The sequence below is a fragment of the Lysinibacillus sp. FSL K6-4013 genome, assembly GCF_038630435.1.
GTDB lineage: Bacteria > Bacillota > Bacilli > Bacillales_A > Planococcaceae > Lysinibacillus > Lysinibacillus boronitolerans.
The window spans coordinates 3,162,387-3,182,903 of sequence record NZ_CP152031.1; the positions used below are offsets into that span (position 1 = coordinate 3,162,387).

Below are 20,517 nucleotides of genomic sequence, written 5' to 3' on the forward strand. Positions count from 1 at the left end.
TTTTCTACTATAGTGTAGCCCTTTTAGAAAAGGGGCGTCAATATACCATCCTGTAAAAGCATTACTTTACAGTAATCGCATCCTTTAGCTTTTCAAATGTTTTATCACCAATACCACTAACATTTTTTAAGTCATCTATGGTTTGAAACTGCCCATTTTCCTCTCGATACGTAAGGATACTTTGTGCTTTAGAAGGACCGATTCCTGGCAATGTTGCTAACGTTGCTACATCAGCTTTATTGATATTAATCTTTTGCTCCTTATTAGTCTCAGTAGGTAACGTTAACAAAGAAGAGGCTCCTTCCTCTAGCTGTTCGCCCATGATAGGAATATAGATTACCATTTCATCCTGTACCTTTTGGGCATGATTGATAAATTGTGTGTCAGCATTCTCTGTATAGCCACCAGCAAGCTGTACAACATCTTTTATACGTTGGTCTTGCTCAAGTTCATAAACGCCTGGATACATTACAGCACCCTTTATTTCCACAAATACCTGCTGCATAACCGCTTCCTCAGCAGATTCACTCAAATTTTTTTCTTCAATAGGTTGGATTGTTTCGATGAGCTCTTCTTGGGGAGGTGAAGAGTCAGAACTCGAAAAATAGAAGTAACAAAGTCCACTGACGACTAGTATGCTGGGGAATAACATACTTTTTTTGTACTTTTGCCATAAAGATTGTAGCACAGTACCATCCTTTCCTTGCGAAAGGTCATCATATGGAGTTATATATATCTTACACTATGGATGGGTGGTTGAAAATGATAAAAAAACGTCAGAAGTTTCAATTTACCTGTTGAAGAGAGCTATCTTCTTAGTTATATCCAGTTTTATCCGACAATTTAGCCTCTTTATCCGCCTGTTTAAGTGTTCTATCCGCTACTTTAATCTTTCTATCCACTACTTTAGCTTTTCTATCCATCAAAAAAGCCACACTGCGTATTACACAGTGTAGCTCCCTTTTCTTTATTTCAGCGCACGAATAAAAATGCGTTCACTTTCCTCGTCAGGTGCCTCATCTGTAAAGTCTGCTGTAATTTCCACATGACTAAAACCGATGGCATGCAACCAAGCCATATACTGCTCGATAGTGTAAGTACGTTGCACGTGCTCCTCATCAAAGCGTTCATATAATTCACTTGCGTCATCTCGTACATAAAAGGTCATTTGATGAATAACCGAATGTTCAAAGTCGGCAGGCTCCGTATGCCATATATAACTAATGTCACCATCATCATACGTGAACGGACCATCTAAAAAAATCTCATTCATTTTAAATAACGAGTGAACATCAAAAAACAGCTGACCTCCATCACGCAACGACGTATAGATACGTTCTAATGTCGTATAAACAGAGTGCTCCTCTACCACATAATTCAAGGAATCAATTGTGATTGTGACAACATCGATTTCCTCAAAGCCATCTAGTTCGACCATAGACATACAGTATAATGGTGCATGGTAGCCTGCACCAGCAAAGCGTTCTGCGGCAATGGACAGCATCTCTTCTGATAAATCGATTCCACTGACTTGATAACCAGACTTTGCAAATAACAAGCTAAGTACACCAGTGCCACAACCAATATCCAACAGTTTTGGGTACTGGCTGCTTGGTGCATGCTGTACAACCCAATCTACATAAAGATTGTAAGGAATATCCGTTTGCAGCTCATCATAGACATGAGCAAAGCGTTCGTAACTCACTTAGGCCTCTGGCATGTCTAGTTGCGGTGCATCGCCCCAAAGACGCTCTAAATTATAATAAGCACGCTCATCCTTATGGAATACATGTGCCACAACATCGCCTAGGTCAACTAGTACCCAACGAGCTCCATCAAATCCTTCGACACGGCGAATTTCATAGCCTTGTTGTTCAGCTACATCCTGTAATTCGCGTGCAATGGCTTGCACTTGGCGATCTGAGTTACCATGAGCAATGATAAAATAATCTGCTAAAAGGGAAATTCCTTGCATATTTAAAACGACAATATCCTCACCATGTTTGTCGTCAATTGCTTTGTATGCTGCTTGTAATAAAGTTGAAGTCATCCTTCACTATCCTCTCTGTTCATCATATCGTTATAACATTCTATAGATAAAGGATAAATCGGCTGCTTTGTGTCAATTAAAAATGCCAAAGTATGGCGTACACATGCACTCATCGCCTTATCCAAATTTTTTTGTGCTTTTTTGCGCAGACGATCAACTCCATCAAAACGACGGTTCGGTTCAATCATATCTGCGACAAAAATAATTTTTTCTAAACGGCTCATATTAGCCCGCCCAGTTGTATGGAAACGAATAGCATTCAACAGCTCTTCGTCTGTGATACCAAACTCACTTTGTGCTATATATGCACCTACTGGACCATGTAGTAATTCACTACCCCATCCAATTAGTCTTTCATCTAATTTTTCATCACGAACGATATTTTCCATCCACTCAATATCAGCATATTTAGCAATATCATGGAGGATAGCTGCTGTTTCAGCTTTTTTTACGTCCTCGCCATATTTATGAGCTAGGTTGATGGCCGTTTCCATCACTCCGACTGTATGAATATAACGTTTTTCAGGCATTCTTGGCTTAATCGCCGCTAAATACTGTTCGCGTTCCATAAAGACCTTCCTCTCGTATGAACGTCTCTACAGCTTCTGGTAGTAGAAATGTCACCGTTCCTCCTGTAGCCAGGCGTTCACGAATCAGTGTGGACGATAAATCGATTTGAGGTATTTCCACCATACGTATAGGGTACTCTGTTGCCGCGGCTGTCCCTGGACGCTTTACTCCGACAAACTGAACAAGTTTCACTAAATCATCTATACAATGCCATGTATGTAGCGAATCAATCATATCGCCACCGATGATAAAGTAAAATTTCACATTCGGCTCTCTTCTACACAATGCAGAAAGTGTCTCATAGGAATAGGATACGCCACCCTTCTCAAGCTCATACGACTCTACTGAAAAATAAGGAAATGGACGAATCGCACGTTTTACCATTTCAAGTCGTTCAACATTACTAGCATCAAAACGTGCATGCTTATGTGGTGGGATGGCATTAGGCATAAAGCGGATTTCATCAAGTTCTAGCGCATGAAATACTTCATTTGCCATTAAAAGATGACCCAAATGTGGTGGGTTAAATGTACCTCCAAGTAAACCGACCCTTTTCATCGTCTCACCTTATTTCGTTACTTTTGGTAATACAATCTTTTTATGATTGCGTGACTCTTTATATAAAACAACTGTCAGACCGATTAATTGGACAAGCTCCGCATGAGCGCCTGTGGCTAATGCTTCTGCGACTTCATGTTTATCCTCTTCACAGTTATCTAAAATACGTACTTTAATCAATTCACGTACTTCTAATGCCTCGCGAATTTGCTTTGTCATTTCATCATTAACGCCACCTTTTCCCACTTGGAAAATAGGTGTTAAATGGTGTGCTTCTGCACGTAAAAAACGTTTTTGTTTACCTGTTAACATAAAAATTAGTTTCCTCCTAATTGCGCCTTCAGTTGCGCAATCATTGAATTTGTATTTGGATAGTTTCCTAACCAGTGTTCAAAAGCGATGGCTCCTTGATGGACAAACATTCCTAAGCCAGTGACAATCGTTGCTCCTTTTTCTTCAGCCGCTTGTAAAAAAGGCGTCATTAATGGATTATACACAATATCCGCAACAATTGCTTCTTTCATCAGCCGATCTAATGAAAATGGCATTGAAAAATTGCCCGTGGAAAGGCCAGCTGATGTCATTTGCACAATAATGCTGAAATCAGCTAGCGTTTCTTCCGCTTGTTGTAATGAAATGGCACGTCCCATACCCATTTCATCAATAATCATTTGTGCATTCGTCACCGTACGATTGGCGATGGTTACATGACGATAGCCTTGTTGCTGCATAGCAAAGGCAATGCCTCGAGCAGCACCTCCAGCACCGACAAGTAATACAGGCTTGTCTTTATGAGAAACCCCAACGGCTTCTTCCAGTGATCGAACAAATCCAATACCATCTGTATTATAGCCTTTCAGCTTTCCTTCTGTTGTTCGTACGACTGTATTCACTGCGCCCATTTTTTGTGCCAGCTCATCTAGCTCGTCTAGATACGGAATGATTGCTGTTTTATGAGGAATGGTCACGTTCCAGCCACTTGCCCCTAATGTCTTCAAACCAGCAACAGCAGATTCTAATTGATCAGGCGTTACATGTAAAGGAATATATGTCGCATCAATTGACATGTCCTCAAACCAAGCATTGTGCATGGCAGGTGATTTTGAATGTTCAATTGGATCACCCATAACTGCAAACCATTTCTTCATTTCCTAGTCCCTCTCTCTACTATGTCCTCCATTTAGATCAGCGAAGGACGAATTGAAACTTGTACACCTTTTGGTGCGTAAGCTGCTACTACTACATTCGCATGTTGAACGGTAATCCAGCCAAGCCCAGAAAATACTACATCTGTTTTCGCTTCTTTGATGGAAAATTCGTGACGAACCAATGGCGGTAACTGGTCGATAAAGTCCGCAGTTGGGGGGGCCAATAATTCTCCTTTATGCTCTTCATATAACGCATCTGCCTTCTCAAGCTTTGTACGATGAATTGGTAAATCATTAGCCACATGGATGGTAAAGGCAGAACGATCACCCTGAATAAAATCAAATCTTGCTAATGCACCAATAAATAGAGTTTGCCCAGCATTTTGTTGATAGACTTTCGGCTTAATTTCTTTTTTCGGCATAATATATTTTAATTCACTGGCATCAATATGATGAGCCATTTGATGATGATTAATAATACCTGGCGTATCATATAATGCACTACCATCATCCAATGGAATATCAATCATGTCTAAAGTAGTACCTGGGAAATGTGAGGTTGTAATCACTTCACCCTCACCTGTTGCCTGCTTAATAATTCGGTTAATGAACGTAGATTTCCCAACATTTGTACAGCCAACAACATATACATTTTGTCCTTTACGATATTCATCGATGGCTTCCATTGCTTCTGCCATCCCTTTGCCTTTATGGGCACTGACTAATAGGACATCGACAGGCTGTAGTCCAAGAGCCTTTGCTTCACGTTTCAGCCAGTTGATAACTTTTTTTGGCTTCACAGACTTTGGTAATAAATCAGCTTTGTTGGCAATCAATAGGACAGGATTCTTCCCTACAAAACGATGAAGCCCTGGTAGCCAACTGCCATTAAAATCAAATATATCAACAATTTTTACGATTAAGCCTTGCTGTGTGCCAAGACCATTTAAAATACGTAAAAAATCGTCATCTGTTAACGATACTGGTTGAATTTCATTGTAATTTTTCAAACGGAAGCAACGCTGGCAAATGACCACATCCTTTTCTAATGATGATGGGGGTGCATACCCAACTGCTGTTTTATCTTCTGTTTGAATTGTTGTACCACAGCCAATACAATTTGGCATTTCAATCATTCTTGTTCCTCCCAAGTTATAATTCCTTTTCGTTTCAAATCATTAAATACGCGACGTTCAATGAAACGATTCAATTTTGTTACAAGCCCATCTGATTGTGCAACAGGCTTCACGAGCACTGTGTGTAAGCCTAAGCGATTTGCGCCCATTACATCCGTAAGGAGTTGATCTCCTACCATTACTACTTCATTTGGACGTAAGCCTAGTTGAATCAGTGCATTATAAAAAGCATTACGAAGTGGCTTTTTCGCCTTGTGAATATAAGGGATACCTAACGGCTCAGCAAAATGCTTTACACGAGCTTCCTTGTTATTTGACGCAATAATAACACGAATACCTGATTCTTTCATAATGCGTAACCAAATGATTAGCTCTTCTGTTGCATCTGGACGATCCCATTCAACAAGCGTATTATCTAAATCCGTAATGATTCCTCTAATCCCTAATTCTTGTAACTTTTCCGGCGTAATTTCAAAAATATTCGTCACAAATTCGTTCGGTAATAAAAAATTATACAAAATAGCGACCCCTAATCTTAACGTATTATTCGACCATTATAGCATATTTGCAAAGGCTTCACCCATTCGAATTGGGCTTCCTTTTACAACATTATCCGTAAATTTAATTGTATCCTTTTCAAACAGCATCACAACAGTGGAACCAAATGAGAAATAACCAACTTCCTGCCCTTTCTGCCATTTCGTTGTTGTATTGGTAAGTACAATGGAATTCACAAAGGTTGCACCTACTTTGATAAATGCAACATGCTGATTATTTGCTGCTTTCAGCTCAGTCACTAAACGATAATTATGAGAAATTGGTTTTTTACCGTATGTAAGACCTAACTGATTCACAGGATAAGATTTCTGACCAAGTGTATATTGTCGTAAGACTTCTCCATCTATCGGGCTATGGATACGATGGTAATCAGCAGGACTTAAATAAAAAACAATAAAATGTCCGTCTGCATATTGTGCAGCTCGTTCTGTATTGCCGAGTAAATCTTGTAATGCATAAGGCTTACCCTTCACAAGAAATGTCATATCCCATTCAATACGTCCAAAGGATTCCACTTTTGCGTCCACTGGGCTGGCATAGACAGTTGGATTTTTTTCAATAGGTCGAGCTTCTTCAATAAGTTCTCTTGTAAAAAAATCATGTAAACATGAAAATTGTTGTTGTTTTTTTGAAACTTCTTCAAGGTTAATATCGTATAACTTCATGTAGCTTGGTATTATACGTTTACTCCACTTCGCTTTTGCTATTGTCTGCAAAAGATGGGAAGATTGCTTACCATTCGTTAGTTCTATCAAGCGTTGATATAGTTTTTCTTTCATACAGTAAAACCCCTATCCATTAATTTAGACTGTCAATTTTTTCGCATTCGAAGTATAATGGTACAATATCTTAAGTGCAAAGGAGTGATCCCCCTTGTTTTTTTATCACAAGTTGGTGGATACCACGGTTAAGAAAATGAAATCGCACGCAGCTAACTTCATAACAATTAGTAATATGTCCTTTGGAGGCGCGGCTATTATGGCCACTCTACATGAATACTATAGCTATAGTGTCTTGTTTATCTTTATAGCAGCTCTTCTTGATCGCTACGATGGTAAGGTAGCGAGAGCGCTCGGACAAGTGTCAGAATTAGGTAAACAATTAGATTCTATGAGTGATATTATATCATTTGGTGTGGCGCCTGCATTATTAATGTATGAAGTTGTTCTAGTTGATTTTGGTTTTGTCGGCATGATGATGGCCGTATTATTTATCGTCTGTGGCGCGATGCGTTTAGCTCGCTTCAATATTAGCGAAGCGAACGGTTATTTCACAGGTTTACCAATTACAGCCGCAGGTACGTTCTTAACTTTAACGTATTTCGCAGCTTATACGTTCCATCCGGCATTTTATCTTTTCCTTTTCCCCATTTTAGCTTTACTCATGATTAGTACATTTACGTTAAAAAAAGTGTAACAGCACATTTGCTGTTGCACTTTTTTCATTTCCCACGGCTTTTAAACATATACTGTCGAAAAATGGGGAAAGGATGAAATCATTCAATGAGCGGAATTTTTACATCGATGTTGCAGTTATGGCTTGAAATCCCTGCGTTGCTTGGCTATTTAAAGGGGCAAACATTCCATAAACCCTTTTCAAAAGAAGAGGAAGCTGCTTGTATTGAACGATTTTTAGGTGGCGATGAGCAAGCGCGTCTTGATCTAATAGAACGTAATATGAGGCTTGTCGCACATGTCGTTAAAAAATTCCATCCAAAACATGAGCAACTCGATGATTATATTTCTATTGGAACAATTGGACTAATGAAAGCCGTTGAGAGCTATACCCCTGATAAAAAAACTAGACTTGCCACATATGCAGCTCGTTGCATTGAAAATGAGATTTTAATGCATCTACGCACCCAAAAGAAAGTGCAAAAAGACGTTTCGCTATTTGAGCCGATTGGAACTGATAAAGATGGGAACGCACTGCAAATTCGCGATTTACTTCAGTGTGATGAAGAAAGTGCCACAGAGAAGCTAGAGCATAAAGAGCATGTAGCACAACTATACCACTATTTGCATATGCTCGATGAACGTGAGCTCGAAATTGTGACACTCCGTTATGGCTTAAATCAACAGGATGCACTTACGCAAAAGGAAATTGCAGCACGCTTAAATATTTCACGTAGCTATGTATCTCGCATTGAAAAACGGGCACTTATTAAACTCTATCAACTATATAAACGAGACCAAAAAACTATTGAATAATATATTGTAAAATGGTTATGAAAAAAATTCAATCCTTCAATGACGGAAGAATATGCCTATTTCATGGCATATAAAAAGCTCCCCTGCGACATGACTATGTCGCAAAGGAGCTTTCCCGTCATACTAGTGTGCTGATTCAGAGAGTTCTGCTGAAATCAACGTACCTATTAAAGTTGTAATAATCACTACACCTGCTGTTAAAAATAACATCATGAATGCCTCCCATTCTATTATGAAGAGATTTATTAATGTCAGTGTAGCATTTGTTTTTTGTATCAACTGTGATTTTTCTCACAGAATAAACCACACATTTTGACCATTCTGTGTAGTTTATAGTGAGGAAATTGCTTTTAATACGACTTGTGTCGAATGTTTTGCAGCAACTGGTAAAAATTCATCAAAGCTAATATTCGATTCTTTACCTGCAATATCTGATAATGCACGAATGACTACAAAAGGTGTAGCAAATTGATAACAAACTTGTGCAACTGCAGCCGCTTCCATCTCTACAGCTTTCATTTGAGGGAAATGGCGACGAACAGCCTCTACACGTTCAGGATCATTCATAAAAGCATCCCCAGAGCAAATTAAACCAACGCCATACTGGTGCTCTCCAACTGCCTTTACAGCCTCCTCAGCTACCTTCATCAATTTCTCATCTGATTTATATGCTGCTGGCATACCAGCCATTTGTCCAATTTCATAGCCAAAGATTGTGACATCCACATCGTGGTGACGAACTTCATCAGAAATAACGACAGCGCCTACCTCAAGAGTTTCATCATATCCACCTGCAGAGCCTGTATTAATGACAACATCTGGTTTAAACTCATGTAAAAGAATTGTCGTAGACATAGCAGCATTTACTTTACCAATACCGCTTTTTAATAATACGACTTCCTTGCCTTCAAAAGTTCCTGTTGTATACTCACTACCTGCAATCGTTGTGCTGTGTGCATCGTCTAATGCTGCTCTTAGAAGCTCCACTTCCTCTTCCATTGCGCCAATTACTGCAATTTTCATGTACTGTTACTTCCCTTCTTTTATCAACTCTATTAAAAATAATCAAAAGAGTGATTTTCGTCAATAGGCGCCTTCTAATGTATTTAGTTGCTCTAGCTTCACAGGCTTCCACCCTTCATTATCAACCCATTCCATGCTTACACGATACATTTGAGATTTATCATTGGTCGAAACAGTTGCAATGGATGAATTAGGACCACCATTATTTTGCATACGCCAGATGATCATATTGCTTTGGTCAATACCTGTCACAGTAGATACTGTTGCTACTTTCTCAGCCCAGTCTACAGACGTGTCGTCATATGAAGACACATGCTGACCTGTTTGAGTTGTAGGTGTTGGTTGCCAATTTTTATTCGTGATGACCTTCTCAACAATAGGATTATCTGATGCTGATTCTTCTGCTGTGCCTTGTTCTTCCTGGGATGTCTCAGGTTCTGATTCTTCTTCTGAAGGTTTATCTTCTTCTACAGCAAGATCTTCTTTTTCTTCATCCGTCGGTTCTTTTTCTACTTCTTTTTCATCATCACCGCTCTGTTCTTCTTGAACGGGTTCCTCTTTCACTGCTTGATCTGCATCATCTTGCCATTTAAACACATAGGTTGCTGTGATAATAATGAGTACAACCACAACACCAATTAGAACATTCAATAGTTTATCTAGCTTTTTATTACGAGATGGCTGCAAATGACGACCACTTCGAGTTTGTCGTTCACTCATAATGTCTCCCCCTCTCTAGGCAATATTCTATCAAGTTCGACAGCACTTGCAAAATAATTCTACTCACTATTTTACTACATAGTTATCACGCTAAAAATGGTACAAGCAGTCAGCCAAAGGCTAACTGCTTGTACATATACATATTATTTAATTGAGACAATTTTCACTTTCATTTCGCCGCCAGGTGTTTGAACGACAACCTCTTCACCTTCAGCACGACCAAGTAGACCTTTTGCAATCGGTGATTCATTCGAAATACGGAATTCCATAGGATCTGCCTCAGCAGAACCAACAATTGTATAAGATTCTTCATCTGTTGATGGCTTACCATTGATGATTTCTACGAATGTAACCGTTTTCCCTAGTGATACTACACTGTTATCTGTCTCGTCTTCAGAAATAATCACTGCATTGCGAATCATTGATTTTAATGTTGAAATACGACCTTCTAAAAAGGCTTGTTCTTCTTTAGCAGAATCGTACTCAGCGTTTTCAGAAAGATCTCCAAAATCACGTGCTATTTTAATGCGTTCAACGATTTCTTTTCGTGTTTCAGTTTCTAATTTTACTAATTCTTCTTCTAATTTACGTTTTCCCTCAGCTGTCATAGGGTATTGTTTTTCATTTGCCAAAGTCCTTCACTCCTTGTTTCTTCAATATAAAAACATAAAACTCGACTAAATGCACGGAAGATGCATTTAATCGAATTTTATTATTTTTAAACGTTTTCAAATTACGCTTTGACCTAATAGTATGCATGCTTTTTCAAAATATGCATGTAAATATTGTCAATACCACTCTATCTTATTACAATACGTTGTCGGTTTCAAGAATAGTTTTAATTTTCGTTACCATTAAATCAATCGCCACCTCATTATCCCCACCTTCAGGAATAATGATATCAGCATAACGTTTTGTTGGTTCAATAAATAAATTATGCATCGGTCGAACCGCTGATAAATACTGCTCAATCACCGAATCCGTTGTACGTCCACGCTCTTTAATATCACGCATAATACGGCGAATAATACGTAAATCTGAATCTGTATCCACAAATAATTTAATATCCATTAAATCACGTAAATCAGCATCCTCAAGGACTAGAATACCTTCTAGTATAATAACATCTACTGGTTCAACATGTATAACTTCTTCTGCCCTTGTATGCTGGACGTAATCATACACAGGTTTTTCAATTGGTTGACGCACTAGCAACTTTTTTATGTGCTCAATTAATAAATCATTATCGAAAGCTAACGGATGATCATAGTTAGTTCCTAAACGTTCTTCAAATGTTAAATGACTTTGATCCTTATAATAAAAATCTTGTTCAATTACCACAACAGAATGCTCACGGAAAACATCATAAATGGCGCGCGTCACACTCGTTTTTCCCGAGCATGAGCCACCTGCGATTCCGATGACAACAGGGCGCTTCACTGCCATTAGTTATTCTCCTTTCGCATCATGTTATGCGGCTTCAATGGTGTATCACATTTAAATTTCACAATTTGTAATGGATGACGAGCTGCATCTAGGCTATTGCCATCCTCGTCCCAAATTTCACCCATTGTTAAACGGAAATTCTCAATTTCAGGACCAAAGAATTCTACTTCGTCACCAGGTTTAAAATAATTACGCTGTTGCATTGTCACTATTTTTGTCTCTGGATCATGATCTAAAATAAGTCCAGCAAATTCATAGGTTGTTTTACGACCATGCACACCAAACATCTGCTCCTCAAAGCCAGGTGCATCATGGAAGAATGCTTCAGCCGTATCACGGTTAGCACATTTGTCTAATTCCTCTAGCCATTCACGTTTAATTTTAAAATTATCAGGATCTGCACAATAAGCATCAATCACTTTACGGTACACAGAAACAACTGTCGCTACATAGTGAATGGATTTCATACGACCTTCAACTTTTAATGAGTCGATACCTAGCTCAATCATATGAGGAATCGCTTCAATTAATTTTAAATCTTTTGGACTCATCGCAAAAGGTGCATGGCTCTCATCGAAAAGTGCTTTTTCTTCCCCATCTTCTAATTCATATAGATCATAGTCCCAACGGCATGATTGGCAGCATCCCCCTCGGTTTGAGTCACGAGCCGTCATATGATTAGAAAGAACGCAACGACCAGAGTAGGCAATACACATTGCTCCATGAACAAAGGCCTCAATTTCAATGTCGACCTTTTCCTTCATCAGCTTCATTTCTTCTCCGCCCACTTCACGTGCTAATACAACACGATGTAAACCTTCTTCTTTCCAGTACTGCACGGCCTTCCAGTTGGACAATGATTGCTGAGTAGAAAGGTGAATTTCAAGCTTAGGTGCTGCTGTACGACATGTTTCAATAATGAGCGGGTCTGCTACAATAATACCAGTTACGCCCACTGATTCAATATCCTTTAAATAACGCTCTAAGCCATCCATATTTTCATTGTGGGCAAAAATATTTGTTGTTACATATATTTTCGCACCATATTGATTGGCAAATTCTACACCTTCACGCATCTCTTCAATTGAAAAGTTATCCGCATTCGATCGTAGACCAAACTCTCGCCCACCGATAAATACAGCATCTGCTCCGTAATGGACAGCTATTTTTAATTTCTCTAAACTACCAGCTGGTGCAAGTAGCTCTGGTTTTTTAGTAATGACACGTTTACCGTTGACAATCTCACGGATTTTGTCATTTTGCTCTAACGCTAATGCCATGTTATTGTCCCCTCCTAGTAAACTGTTTCCTTGAAGATAAAGCCAGTATCTAATGGTCTAATAGCTGGTTGAATATCTTCAATTTTTGCTAATAAATCGTCTTTTATTTCTTCATATGCCTCTTCTGATTCGTCAAAATACGTATCGATTGCTTTTCGATAAGCTTCTGTTACCACGACTACATAGTCTGGCGCTTGAAGTACACCTTCAATTTTCAGAGCATCGATGCCACCTTCAAATAATTCGCCTAGTTCATCAATAATACACATATCATTTGGACTGAAAATATGTGTACCATTTACATCTTCATATATTGGATATTTATTATTTCGTTCATCATCATGTAGGAACATATTACGATTTTCCTGGCGATTTTCAATAGCCATTACTTTATCTTGATATAAGAAATAATGGCCGAGTAATGGACGTTTTGATTGGAACATACATGTCATGCCATGTACTTGTACTTCAATTTCCATTTCGGTATTTTCTTTAATTTCTAATACTTCATCAAGAGAAAGCTCACGCGCTAACACTGCACGCGTTGCACCACGTTTCCCCCAGTAATTAGCCGTAAACCAGTTTGTAGCTGTCGTTTCTGGATTCCAATGTAACGGAATCGTAACACCTTGCTCTCTACGAATAATGAGAACCGCTGGATCACCGTAGATTAAACGGTCCACACCGATACGTTGCATTTCATTTAAATAATCAGCAAGTGCCTCTAGCTTCTCATTATGGAAAAGTGCATTGACTGCAACATATACCTTTTTACCCGCTTCATGAATAAGCTTTGTCGCTTCTTCTACTTCTTCAACGGAGAACTCTCCTGCTAGACGTAGACCAAATTGTTGTTCACCAATAACAAAAGCATCTGCTCCAGCGACTAAAAGTGCTTTTATATGTTCTAATGATTGTGGTGTCACAAGCAATTCTGGTTTTTTCATAGTAGTCACCTCTTCAAACATAGTAATAAACCATCACCGACTGGTAAAAAAGCACTTGTATAATCTGGGTGCTGCATAATCCAATCCGTGAAGTTTTTTAAATTGCGAATCATTGTTCGCTTACGACGTGGAACATCCTTCAACTCTAAATCAGACAAACCATGCATGTACATATTATCGATATACAATACCCCACCTGATTTTACTAAAGGTGCATATTTTTCAAAAAAGCGTTGGTATTGTCCCTTCGCAGCATCAATAAAGACCGCATCGAATGTTGTGTTAATGGCCTCGTCATCCACTTCTAAAGCGTCACCCTCAATGACCGTAATTCGATCGGATACAGTCGACCGTTTAATATAGGCTTTTGCCCTTGCTACACGATCTTGATCACGTTCAATTGTAACAATTTGGACATAAGGCAATGCCTCTGCCATACGAATAGCAGAGTAACCAATTGCTGTACCTATCTCTAAAATTTTTGACGGATTTTGAATACGCAACAGTTGATTTAATGCATCAATACCTGCCAGCTGCATGATCGGTACGTGATGCTCCTCCGCAAATGCTTCCATTTCTAAAAGCAATTCATTACGTGGCTGTATAAATGATTGTATATATGCATCTGATAATTCCATTGTTTCCACCCTCATTTAAAAGGCAACGAGCGTTTGCCGTTGTCTGTACTTCATCATTTATCAACAAAAAGAAAAAGACCAAACGTGATGTCTTGGTACTTTGCCATACAAAAATGAGCAATTGCTTCGATATGCTCAAACAATTGCCACCACGCATATTTGTCCCGCATAAATGAACGGATTGATCAAAAATCACACTTTATAATAGCATGAAAATAGAAGGAAAGCTATTTTTCTTTCCTTCTATCCATCTGTTTGCTATATGATTTTTGCTCTTCCTATACGTTTACTCTTCTTTTCGTAAATATTTTTCTACCTTCTGCAAATGCTCATCATAGGTTTTTGAGAAGTGGTTGACACCCTCTTTATCTGCTAGGAAGTAGAAATAATCTGTTTGACTTGGATTTAATGATGCCTCAATCGAAGTTTTACCTGCACCTGCTATTGGACCAGGTGGTAGACCTTTATTTTTGTAAGTGTTATAGGCATTATCCACTTCTAAATCTTCATATAGAACACGATCCTTGTGATCACCCAGTGCATAGAGCACGGTTGGGTCTGTTTGGAGTGGCATCCCTTCATTGATTCGATTATAGAAGACACTTGCAATAGTCTCTCGATCCGTTTGAGCAGTCGCTTCTTCTTCCAATAATGAAGCAAATGTTAATAGCTGATGTACGGACATTTGTTTTTCAGCTAAAACATCACTATAGTTCTTCACCACATTGTTCATGGCTGCTACCATCTCTTCTACAATCGCTTGTAAAGATGGTTTTTCTTCATAATAAGAATACGTAGCTGGATATAAATAGCCCTCTAAGTCATAGCGAATGTTGTCAGCTAAAACAGCCTCTGTAACTAGCTCAGGATAATTAGCCATCATTTGTTGAACAAATGTGTCACTCGTCACAAGATCCATAAATTCTTTTTGTGTGTACGGTGTTTTCTTTTCAATCACTTTCCCAATTTGTTCAAGTGTTAAGCCTTCTGGGACTGTCATCGTAAAGACAGGCTTACGATATACCTTCCCTGTTTTCAAGCTTTCAATGAGTTCATCAAATGTCATTGCCTGTGTTAAATCATAATTTCCCGCTTGAAATTGTGATTCATTTTTAAATTTTGCATAGTATTTAAAAACACGTGCATCTTTTATGACACCTTTTTTCTCTAGTAGTGTTGAAATGGAGGACAAACTAGAGCCAATTGGTACTTCTACCGCAATTGTTTTCGTTGCATTAGGGTCCAGTGGTTTTAAAGCACCTTTTACATAATTGTACCCAAATAAACCAACAACCCCAATTATTAGTACGAAAACAATGGCAATAAGTGCGACGATTTTTCTCACGATCTTTACCTCAGATTTTCTTTCTTGCATTTTTGAAAACATTTCTTGTTTTTTAGAACCGTTATCCACGGGTTTCCCCCCTATCACTATTCAATATCATACTAGAAATCAACTTTCACGACAAACAGAAATCGACAATTCAGGAGAAATTACATATGTAAAAAATCTGCCAACAACTTTCGTTAGCAGATTTTTGAGCATTCTAGAAATAGTTCATTCTATAAAGTGTTTAATACTTCTTCTACAAATTCCCATTCTTCATCTGACTCAATCGGGTATAGCTCTTCAATTTGACCTTCATTTCCAGCTATATATTGGGCAGCAAAAATATCACGCTCATCAATCGGTTCTTCTGTTGCTGGCACATATAATACATACGATTTACCGAAATGCTCAGATGAAAACGTATGAATGACTTCGCACACTTGATCTTTTCCTTCTTCATCCGTCACAGTAATTAGCTGTGGTTCTTCTTCAAATTCATCTAGTAATGTTAATACCACTTCATTAATCATTTCCCATTCTGCATCTGTTTCAACAGGCTGTAAATTGGTCATCTCACCTGTATTATCATCGTAATCAAAAGTCATCGCCGAAAGGTCTCCTGGGATTTCTTGACCTGTTTCATCTACAAGGGAAAATAACACATAGGACTTGTCCTCCGCATCAAAGGTAAAGACCACACGACACTGCTGTTCCTTACCATCTTTCCCAATGATCATAAATTCTTGCGTTTCTTCATTCATACAGTTTCCTCCTTTATGACAATTTGATGTCATTTATTAAATCGTTTTTTGAGGTTAGGCACTTTTTAGATAGCTTCTCCAATTTTTGAGCGGTTTTCCCTGTTTAGGAGCGCTTTTTCTCTACTTTTGAGCGGGTTCTCACATTCTTAGAGCACTTTCACTCTATTTCTGAGCGAATCCCCTCACTTTATGAGCAGGTCCCAACAATTCTTCTACATATAGAAGAGTGTCAATAAAAAAGGAACAAGGACTGCAAGCTGCGATCCTTGTTCCAAGCTTTGAGTTAGAAGTTTAGTCTTCGTATTCATCCTCTAAAGCGTTTAAAACGTCCTCTACCATATCCCACTCTGCTTCAGTTTCGATTGGTGTTAATTCACCATCTTCACCATTTTCAGATGGTACAAATGAAGATACGAAGATTTCAACGGAGCCATCTTCGTCTTCCTCTGCGCCTACCATTGAGTAAAATACATATGATTTGCCAAACTCTGGAGATTCATGAACGTGAATCACTTCACAAAGCTGCTCGTTTCCGTTCTCGTCAATCACTGTAATGTGTTGAACATGTAGTTCTTCTTCATGGTTATGCTCGTGTGCCATGCATTGTCACCTCATCAATTAATTTTTGCTATCTAAGTAGCCTTGTAAAATCATCACAGCTGCCATTTTATCAATGACCTGCTTGCGCTTTTTGCGACTCACGTCCGCTTCGATCAGCATACGTTCTGCAGCCATCGTCGTTAAACGTTCATCCCATAACTTGACGGGTAGTGAAAATGTTTCTTCCAACAACTTTTTATAGTTCTCGGATGCTTCACCACGCGGTCCTACCGTATTATTCATGTTTTTTGGGTATCCTACAACAAATTCTGTTATAGTATATTCCTTTACTAGCTCGGCGATACGGTCAATACCGAACTCACCATTAGCCTCATCAATTTTTACGGTTTCAATACCTTGGGCGGTCCAACCAAGTGCATCACTTACAGCAACACCCACAGTTTTTGACCCAACGTCTAATCCCATAATTCTCATTTCTAGTCCTCGTTATTCTTTTTAATATAAAATTTAACAAGCTCCTCTAGAATTTCGTCACGCTCAAGCTTGCGAATTAAATTACGAGCATCCTGATGGCGAGGAATATACGCCGGATCACCAGAAAGTAAGTAACCAACAATCTGATTGATAGGGTTATATCCCTTTTCCTCTAATGAAGAATGAACTTTCAACATTACCTGCTTGACTTCCTGTTCCATTGATTCTTCTGGAAAATTAAATTTCATCGTTTGATCAAATGAACTCATGACCAGCACCTCGCTTTCAGAAATAAGGAGATGTGCAAACAAGCTCATCTCCAATTTCTCTTTATTATAACATGTTTTGGTGAATTAATTAAATGGATTTAACATAATCATACACAGAAAGTAGTGCTTCATCAAGTTTTGATGCATCTTTTGCACCTGCCATCGCCATATCTGGACGACCGCCACCTTTACCACCACATGCTTCTGCAACCATTTTCACAATATTCCCCGCATGGTAATTGCCACCAACTAATTCTTTTGAAACGCCAGCACATAACATAACTTTTTCACCATCAACTGCTCCAAGAACAATGACTGCTTTTGGCATCTTCGCTTTCAGGTCATCCATCATTTGACGAAGTTGATTGTTATCCTTCGCTTCCACTTTTGTAGATAGCACTGTTACATCTCCAATTGTTTGAGCGGCATCCACAACTGCCCCTGCCTGTGCATTGGCAATTTTTTGAGATAATGCTTCGTTTTCACGTTGTAATTCTTTGTAGTCGGCTTGTAATGCCTGTACTTTTGTGACAATATCTTTCGCATTTGCTTTTAGTAATGCTGCTGCATCATTTAATAATGCTTCTTCTTCTTTTACTGCTTCATAAGCCACTTTTCCTGTAACAGCTTCAATACGACGAGTACCTGCACCGATACCACCTTCTGAAACAATTTTGAAGAAGCCAATTTCAGAAGAGCGTTTAACATGGATACCACCACATAGCTCAATTGAATAATCTCCAATTGATACTACACGTACAACATCTCCATATTTTTCACCGAATAATGCCATAGCACCCATTGCTTTTGCTTCATCAATGCCTTTTTCTTCAATAACGACCTCTATATCATCCCACACTTTTTCATTTACAATACGTTCAATTTGTTGTAATTCTTCTTTTGTAACTTGACCAAAGTGAGAGAAGTCAAAGCGTAAACGATCAGGGCCTACATATGATCCAGCTTGGTTCACATGATCGCCTAGCACATCTTTTAATGCACGTTGCATAATATGTGTCGCTGTATGGTTTTTAATGATTAAATTACGATCATCACGATTGACCACTGCTTGCACTGCATCTTCCACATGCATTTCACCAGATTCAACTACTACCGTATGAAGCGGTTGACCATTCGGTGCTTTTTGAACATCTTTTACAATAGCCGTAAAGCTATCATTTGAAATTGTCCCACTATCGGCAATTTGGCCACCCATTTCAGCGTAGAATGGTGTCTTCGCTAAAATAACCAATGCTTCTTGACCTTCTGAAGCGACTTTTGCTACTTGACCATTGACGATCATTGCAGCGATTTCAGTACTAGCTGTTAACGTATCATAGCCAACAAATTCACTTTCCACCGTTAAGTTTGCTAATACTTCATTCTGTACTTGCATAGAGTCAACATCTTGACGAGCAGCACGCGCACGTTCACGTTGTTCTTCCATTGCTGCCTCAAAACCTTCATGATCTACTTTCATGCCTACTTCTTCTGCATATTCTTCCGTTAACTCGATTGGGAATCCGTAAGTATCATATAAACGGAAAGCATCTGCTCCTGGAATGTAATCATGACCGGCTGCTTTTTGAGATTCCACTACTTCATTAAAGATAGTCAAACCACCATCTAATGTTTCATGGAAACGAATTTCTTCATTTTTAATGACACGTTGAATAAATTCGCATTTCTCCGTAACTTCTGGATAGAAGTCTTCCATAATTTTACCCACAGTTGGTACAAGTTCAAACATAAATGGTTTTTCAATACCAATTTGTTTAGCATAACGAACAGCACGTCGTAGTAAGCGGCGTAATACATAGCCACGGCCTTCGTTTGATGGCAGGGCACCATCGCCTATTGCAAATGCTACTGTACGGATATGATCTGCAATCACTTTAAATGGTGTATTAATATCTTCTTCTGAGCCAAAGATTTCATTTAAATCTACTTCACCAGGACGCTTATATTTACGGTTGGCAAATTCCTCGATTTTTTCAATGATTGGCATGAATAAATCTGTATCAAAGTTCGTTGGTACATTTTGAACGACTGATACAATACGCTCTAAGCCCATACCTGTATCAATATTTTGCTTTGGTAGTGGCGTGTAAGTACCGTCAGGATTATGGTTAAATTGAGAGAACACAAGATTCCAAATTTCAAGATAACGCTCATTTTCCCCACCTGGATACATTTCAGGATCATTCTCATCTGAGCCGTATTCTACACCGCGATCATAAAAAATCTCAGAGTTTGGACCAGATGGACCTTCTCCGATATCCCAGAAGTTTCCTTCTAAACGAATTAAACGTTCTTCTGGAATACCAATCTCCTGATGCCAAACATCATATGCTTCCTGATCTTCTGGGTGAATCGTAATGGATAATAACGCTGGATCAAAGCCCATCCATTTTTTATCTGTCAAAAATTCCCAAGCGTAATGAATTGCTTCTTTTTTAAAGTAGTCACCAATAGAGAAATTTCCTAACATTTCAAAGAATGTATGGTGTCGAGCTGTTTTCCCAACGTTTTCAATATCGTTGGTACGAATCGATTTTTGTGCATTTGTAATACGTGGATTATCAGGAATAATACGTCCATCGAAATATGGTTTCAATGTTGCAACACCTGAGTTGATCCAAAGGAGTGATGGGTCATTTATCGGCACAAGTGGTGCTGATGGCTCATGATGATGCCCCTTTTCTTTAAAAAATTCCAAATACATACGGCGAATATCTACTGCTTTCATTGGATAAATTCCTCCTATTTAATATTGTAAAATCACGATACGAATCCTGCGATTTACCGAAGAAAATAAAAAAAGCCCTCATCCCCAAA

General features: G+C 38.7%; 26 protein-coding genes and 1 other annotated feature (1 of these 27 cut by a window edge). Of the genes, 2 read left to right on the forward strand and 24 right to left on the reverse strand.

The features are described from left to right. Positions 1 to 61 precede the first annotated feature (61 nt). From MHB39_RS15650 to MHB39_RS15695, 10 genes are all read right to left on the reverse strand, one after another. Positions 62 to 688, reverse strand: a complete 627-nt coding sequence (locus MHB39_RS15650) for a helix-hairpin-helix domain-containing protein (protein WP_066036470.1) — start codon at positions 686 to 688, stop codon at positions 62 to 64. A 279-nt stretch (positions 689 to 967) separates the two neighbouring features. Continuing rightward, positions 968 to 1,705 (reverse strand): class I SAM-dependent methyltransferase, encoded by a 738-nt coding sequence (locus tag MHB39_RS15655; protein ID WP_048392154.1) that lies wholly within the window; start codon positions 1,703 to 1,705, stop codon positions 968 to 970. After that, complete coding sequence (gene rsfS / locus MHB39_RS15660; protein WP_004226890.1) at positions 1,706 to 2,050, reverse strand: ribosome silencing factor; 345 nt, start codon at positions 2,048 to 2,050, stop codon at positions 1,706 to 1,708. Beyond that, a complete protein-coding gene (gene yqeK / locus MHB39_RS15665; protein WP_048392153.1) occupies positions 2,047 to 2,619 on the reverse strand; it encodes a bis(5'-nucleosyl)-tetraphosphatase (symmetrical) YqeK in 573 nt (190 codons plus the stop codon). Before yqeK ends, rsfS begins: the two co-directional genes overlap by 4 nt. Next, a complete protein-coding gene (locus MHB39_RS15670) occupies positions 2,588 to 3,178 on the reverse strand; it encodes a nicotinate-nucleotide adenylyltransferase (protein ID WP_103118468.1) in 591 nt (196 codons plus the stop codon). Before MHB39_RS15670 ends, yqeK begins: the two co-directional genes overlap by 32 nt. Positions 3,179 to 3,187: 9 nt before the next feature. Beyond that, positions 3,188 to 3,490, reverse strand: coding sequence for a ribosome assembly RNA-binding protein YhbY (gene yhbY / locus MHB39_RS15675; protein ID WP_048392151.1), 303 nt, complete (start codon positions 3,488 to 3,490; stop codon positions 3,188 to 3,190). 5 nt (positions 3,491 to 3,495) lie between these two features. After that, the gene (aroE, locus tag MHB39_RS15680) at positions 3,496 to 4,326 is read right to left on the reverse strand and encodes a shikimate dehydrogenase (protein WP_054550070.1); all 831 of its coding nucleotides are present in this window, start codon (positions 4,324 to 4,326) and stop codon (positions 3,496 to 3,498) included. Positions 4,327 to 4,358: 32 nt separating this feature from the next. Next, positions 4,359 to 5,462 carry a ribosome biogenesis GTPase YqeH gene (gene yqeH, locus MHB39_RS15685; RefSeq protein WP_054550069.1) on the reverse strand — a complete coding sequence of 368 codons (1,104 nt, stop codon included), beginning with the start codon at positions 5,460 to 5,462 and terminating at the stop codon, positions 4,359 to 4,361. Then, a complete protein-coding gene (locus tag MHB39_RS15690; protein WP_016994153.1) occupies positions 5,459 to 5,980 on the reverse strand; it encodes a YqeG family HAD IIIA-type phosphatase in 522 nt (173 codons plus the stop codon). Before MHB39_RS15690 ends, yqeH begins: the two co-directional genes overlap by 4 nt. 36 nt (positions 5,981 to 6,016) lie before the next feature. Beyond that, the gene (locus MHB39_RS15695) at positions 6,017 to 6,799 is read right to left on the reverse strand and encodes a phosphatidylserine decarboxylase (RefSeq protein WP_048392148.1); all 783 of its coding nucleotides are present in this window, start codon (positions 6,797 to 6,799) and stop codon (positions 6,017 to 6,019) included. 136 nt (positions 6,800 to 6,935) lie between these two features. On the opposite strand from MHB39_RS15695, the gene pssA reads away from it, so the two are divergent. Next, entirely contained in the window at positions 6,936 to 7,436 is a 501-nt protein-coding gene (gene pssA / locus MHB39_RS15700) for a CDP-diacylglycerol--serine O-phosphatidyltransferase (RefSeq protein WP_048392670.1), read from the forward strand. Between the two features lie 86 nt (positions 7,437 to 7,522). After that, on the forward strand, positions 7,523 to 8,230 hold the full coding sequence (sigK, locus tag MHB39_RS15705; RefSeq protein WP_004226867.1) for an RNA polymerase sporulation sigma factor SigK: 708 nt from the start codon (positions 7,523 to 7,525) through the stop codon (positions 8,228 to 8,230). Between the two features lie 123 nt (positions 8,231 to 8,353). Here sigK and MHB39_RS15710 read toward each other — a convergent pair whose 3' ends face one another. The 14 genes from MHB39_RS15710 to alaS form a co-directional block, all read right to left on the reverse strand. Continuing rightward, a complete protein-coding gene (locus tag MHB39_RS15710; RefSeq protein ID WP_026023469.1) occupies positions 8,354 to 8,509 on the reverse strand; it encodes a hypothetical protein in 156 nt (51 codons plus the stop codon). Between the two features lie 51 nt (positions 8,510 to 8,560). Next, entirely contained in the window at positions 8,561 to 9,253 is a 693-nt protein-coding gene (gene mtnN, locus MHB39_RS15715; protein ID WP_259948179.1) for a 5'-methylthioadenosine/S-adenosylhomocysteine nucleosidase, read from the reverse strand. Positions 9,254 to 9,313: 60 nt separating this feature from the next. After that, a complete protein-coding gene (locus MHB39_RS15720; RefSeq protein WP_048392147.1) occupies positions 9,314 to 9,973 on the reverse strand; it encodes a YrrS family protein in 660 nt (219 codons plus the stop codon). Positions 9,974 to 10,116: 143 nt separating this feature from the next. Beyond that, complete coding sequence (gene greA, locus MHB39_RS15725) at positions 10,117 to 10,605, reverse strand: transcription elongation factor GreA (protein ID WP_016994160.1); 489 nt, start codon at positions 10,603 to 10,605, stop codon at positions 10,117 to 10,119. Positions 10,606 to 10,780: 175 nt separating this feature from the next. Beyond that, positions 10,781 to 11,419 (reverse strand): uridine kinase, encoded by a 639-nt coding sequence (gene udk / locus MHB39_RS15730; RefSeq protein ID WP_004226858.1) that lies wholly within the window; start codon positions 11,417 to 11,419, stop codon positions 10,781 to 10,783. Then, complete coding sequence (locus MHB39_RS15735; RefSeq protein WP_342544490.1) at positions 11,419 to 12,699, reverse strand: U32 family peptidase; 1,281 nt, start codon at positions 12,697 to 12,699, stop codon at positions 11,419 to 11,421. The genes udk and MHB39_RS15735 overlap by 1 nt, the downstream gene beginning before the upstream one ends. 14 nt (positions 12,700 to 12,713) lie before the next feature. Continuing rightward, positions 12,714 to 13,646: a peptidase U32 family protein gene (locus tag MHB39_RS15740; protein ID WP_342544492.1), complete on the reverse strand. Its 933-nt coding sequence runs from the start codon at positions 13,644 to 13,646 to the stop codon at positions 12,714 to 12,716. A gap of 5 nt (positions 13,647 to 13,651) precedes the next feature. After that, positions 13,652 to 14,284, reverse strand: a complete 633-nt coding sequence (locus tag MHB39_RS15745; protein ID WP_054550064.1) for an O-methyltransferase — start codon at positions 14,282 to 14,284, stop codon at positions 13,652 to 13,654. Positions 14,285 to 14,570: 286 nt separating this feature from the next. Next, on the reverse strand, positions 14,571 to 15,698 hold the full coding sequence (gene mltG / locus MHB39_RS15750; RefSeq protein ID WP_342544493.1) for an endolytic transglycosylase MltG: 1,128 nt from the start codon (positions 15,696 to 15,698) through the stop codon (positions 14,571 to 14,573). 149 nt (positions 15,699 to 15,847) lie between these two features. Continuing rightward, positions 15,848 to 16,375 carry a DUF1292 domain-containing protein gene (locus MHB39_RS15755; RefSeq protein ID WP_016994164.1) on the reverse strand — a complete coding sequence of 176 codons (528 nt, stop codon included), beginning with the start codon at positions 16,373 to 16,375 and terminating at the stop codon, positions 15,848 to 15,850. Positions 16,376 to 16,666: 291 nt separating this feature from the next. Continuing rightward, positions 16,667 to 16,975, reverse strand: coding sequence for a DUF1292 domain-containing protein (locus tag MHB39_RS15760; RefSeq protein ID WP_016994165.1), 309 nt, complete (start codon positions 16,973 to 16,975; stop codon positions 16,667 to 16,669). 18 nt (positions 16,976 to 16,993) lie between these two features. Further along, positions 16,994 to 17,410: a Holliday junction resolvase RuvX gene (gene ruvX, locus MHB39_RS15765; protein WP_016994166.1), complete on the reverse strand. Its 417-nt coding sequence runs from the start codon at positions 17,408 to 17,410 to the stop codon at positions 16,994 to 16,996. Between the two features lie 2 nt (positions 17,411 to 17,412). Then, complete coding sequence (locus MHB39_RS15770; protein WP_004226839.1) at positions 17,413 to 17,679, reverse strand: IreB family regulatory phosphoprotein; 267 nt, start codon at positions 17,677 to 17,679, stop codon at positions 17,413 to 17,415. Between the two features lie 88 nt (positions 17,680 to 17,767). Beyond that, entirely contained in the window at positions 17,768 to 20,428 is a 2,661-nt protein-coding gene (alaS, locus tag MHB39_RS15775) for an alanine--tRNA ligase (RefSeq protein WP_339280185.1), read from the reverse strand. A gap of 88 nt (positions 20,429 to 20,516) precedes the next feature. Next, position 20,517: a binding site (T-box leader), on the reverse strand (it continues 216 nt past the right edge of the window).

What these genes read in the sequence shown, in the direction of transcription:
- MHB39_RS15740 (WP_342544492.1), bottom strand. Translation starts at nt 13,646, where the DNA reads ATGAAAAAACCAGAATTGCTTGTGACACCACAATCATTAGAACATATA.
- pssA (WP_048392670.1), top strand. Translation starts at nt 6,936, where the DNA reads ATGAAATCGCACGCAGCTAACTTCATAACAATTAGTAATATGTCCTTT.
- ruvX (WP_016994166.1), bottom strand. Translation starts at nt 17,410, where the DNA reads ATGAGAATTATGGGATTAGACGTTGGGTCAAAAACTGTGGGTGTTGCT.
- udk (WP_004226858.1), bottom strand. Translation starts at nt 11,419, where the DNA reads ATGGCAGTGAAGCGCCCTGTTGTCATCGGAATCGCAGGTGGCTCATGC.
- aroE (WP_054550070.1), bottom strand. Translation starts at nt 4,326, where the DNA reads ATGAAGAAATGGTTTGCAGTTATGGGTGATCCAATTGAACATTCAAAA.
- MHB39_RS15745 (WP_054550064.1), bottom strand. Translation starts at nt 14,284, where the DNA reads ATGGAATTATCAGATGCATATATACAATCATTTATACAGCCACGTAAT.
- MHB39_RS15695 (WP_048392148.1), bottom strand. Translation starts at nt 6,799, where the DNA reads ATGAAAGAAAAACTATATCAACGCTTGATAGAACTAACGAATGGTAAG.
- yqeK (WP_048392153.1), bottom strand. Translation starts at nt 2,619, where the DNA reads ATGGAACGCGAACAGTATTTAGCGGCGATTAAGCCAAGAATGCCTGAA.
- sigK (WP_004226867.1), top strand. Translation starts at nt 7,523, where the DNA reads ATGAGCGGAATTTTTACATCGATGTTGCAGTTATGGCTTGAAATCCCT.
- alaS (WP_339280185.1), bottom strand. Translation starts at nt 20,428, where the DNA reads ATGAAAGCAGTAGATATTCGCCGTATGTATTTGGAATTTTTTAAAGAA.
- yqeH (WP_054550069.1), bottom strand. Translation starts at nt 5,462, where the DNA reads ATGATTGAAATGCCAAATTGTATTGGCTGTGGTACAACAATTCAAACA.
- MHB39_RS15720 (WP_048392147.1), bottom strand. Translation starts at nt 9,973, where the DNA reads ATGAGTGAACGACAAACTCGAAGTGGTCGTCATTTGCAGCCATCTCGT.
- MHB39_RS15670 (WP_103118468.1), bottom strand. Translation starts at nt 3,178, where the DNA reads ATGAAAAGGGTCGGTTTACTTGGAGGTACATTTAACCCACCACATTTG.
- MHB39_RS15735 (WP_342544490.1), bottom strand. Translation starts at nt 12,699, where the DNA reads ATGGCATTAGCGTTAGAGCAAAATGACAAAATCCGTGAGATTGTCAAC.
- MHB39_RS15770 (WP_004226839.1), bottom strand. Translation starts at nt 17,679, where the DNA reads ATGAGTTCATTTGATCAAACGATGAAATTTAATTTTCCAGAAGAATCA.
- yhbY (WP_048392151.1), bottom strand. Translation starts at nt 3,490, where the DNA reads ATGTTAACAGGTAAACAAAAACGTTTTTTACGTGCAGAAGCACACCAT.
- MHB39_RS15760 (WP_016994165.1), bottom strand. Translation starts at nt 16,975, where the DNA reads ATGGCACACGAGCATAACCATGAAGAAGAACTACATGTTCAACACATT.
- mtnN (WP_259948179.1), bottom strand. Translation starts at nt 9,253, where the DNA reads ATGAAAATTGCAGTAATTGGCGCAATGGAAGAGGAAGTGGAGCTTCTA.
- MHB39_RS15755 (WP_016994164.1), bottom strand. Translation starts at nt 16,375, where the DNA reads ATGAATGAAGAAACGCAAGAATTTATGATCATTGGGAAAGATGGTAAG.
- rsfS (WP_004226890.1), bottom strand. Translation starts at nt 2,050, where the DNA reads ATGACTTCAACTTTATTACAAGCAGCATACAAAGCAATTGACGACAAA.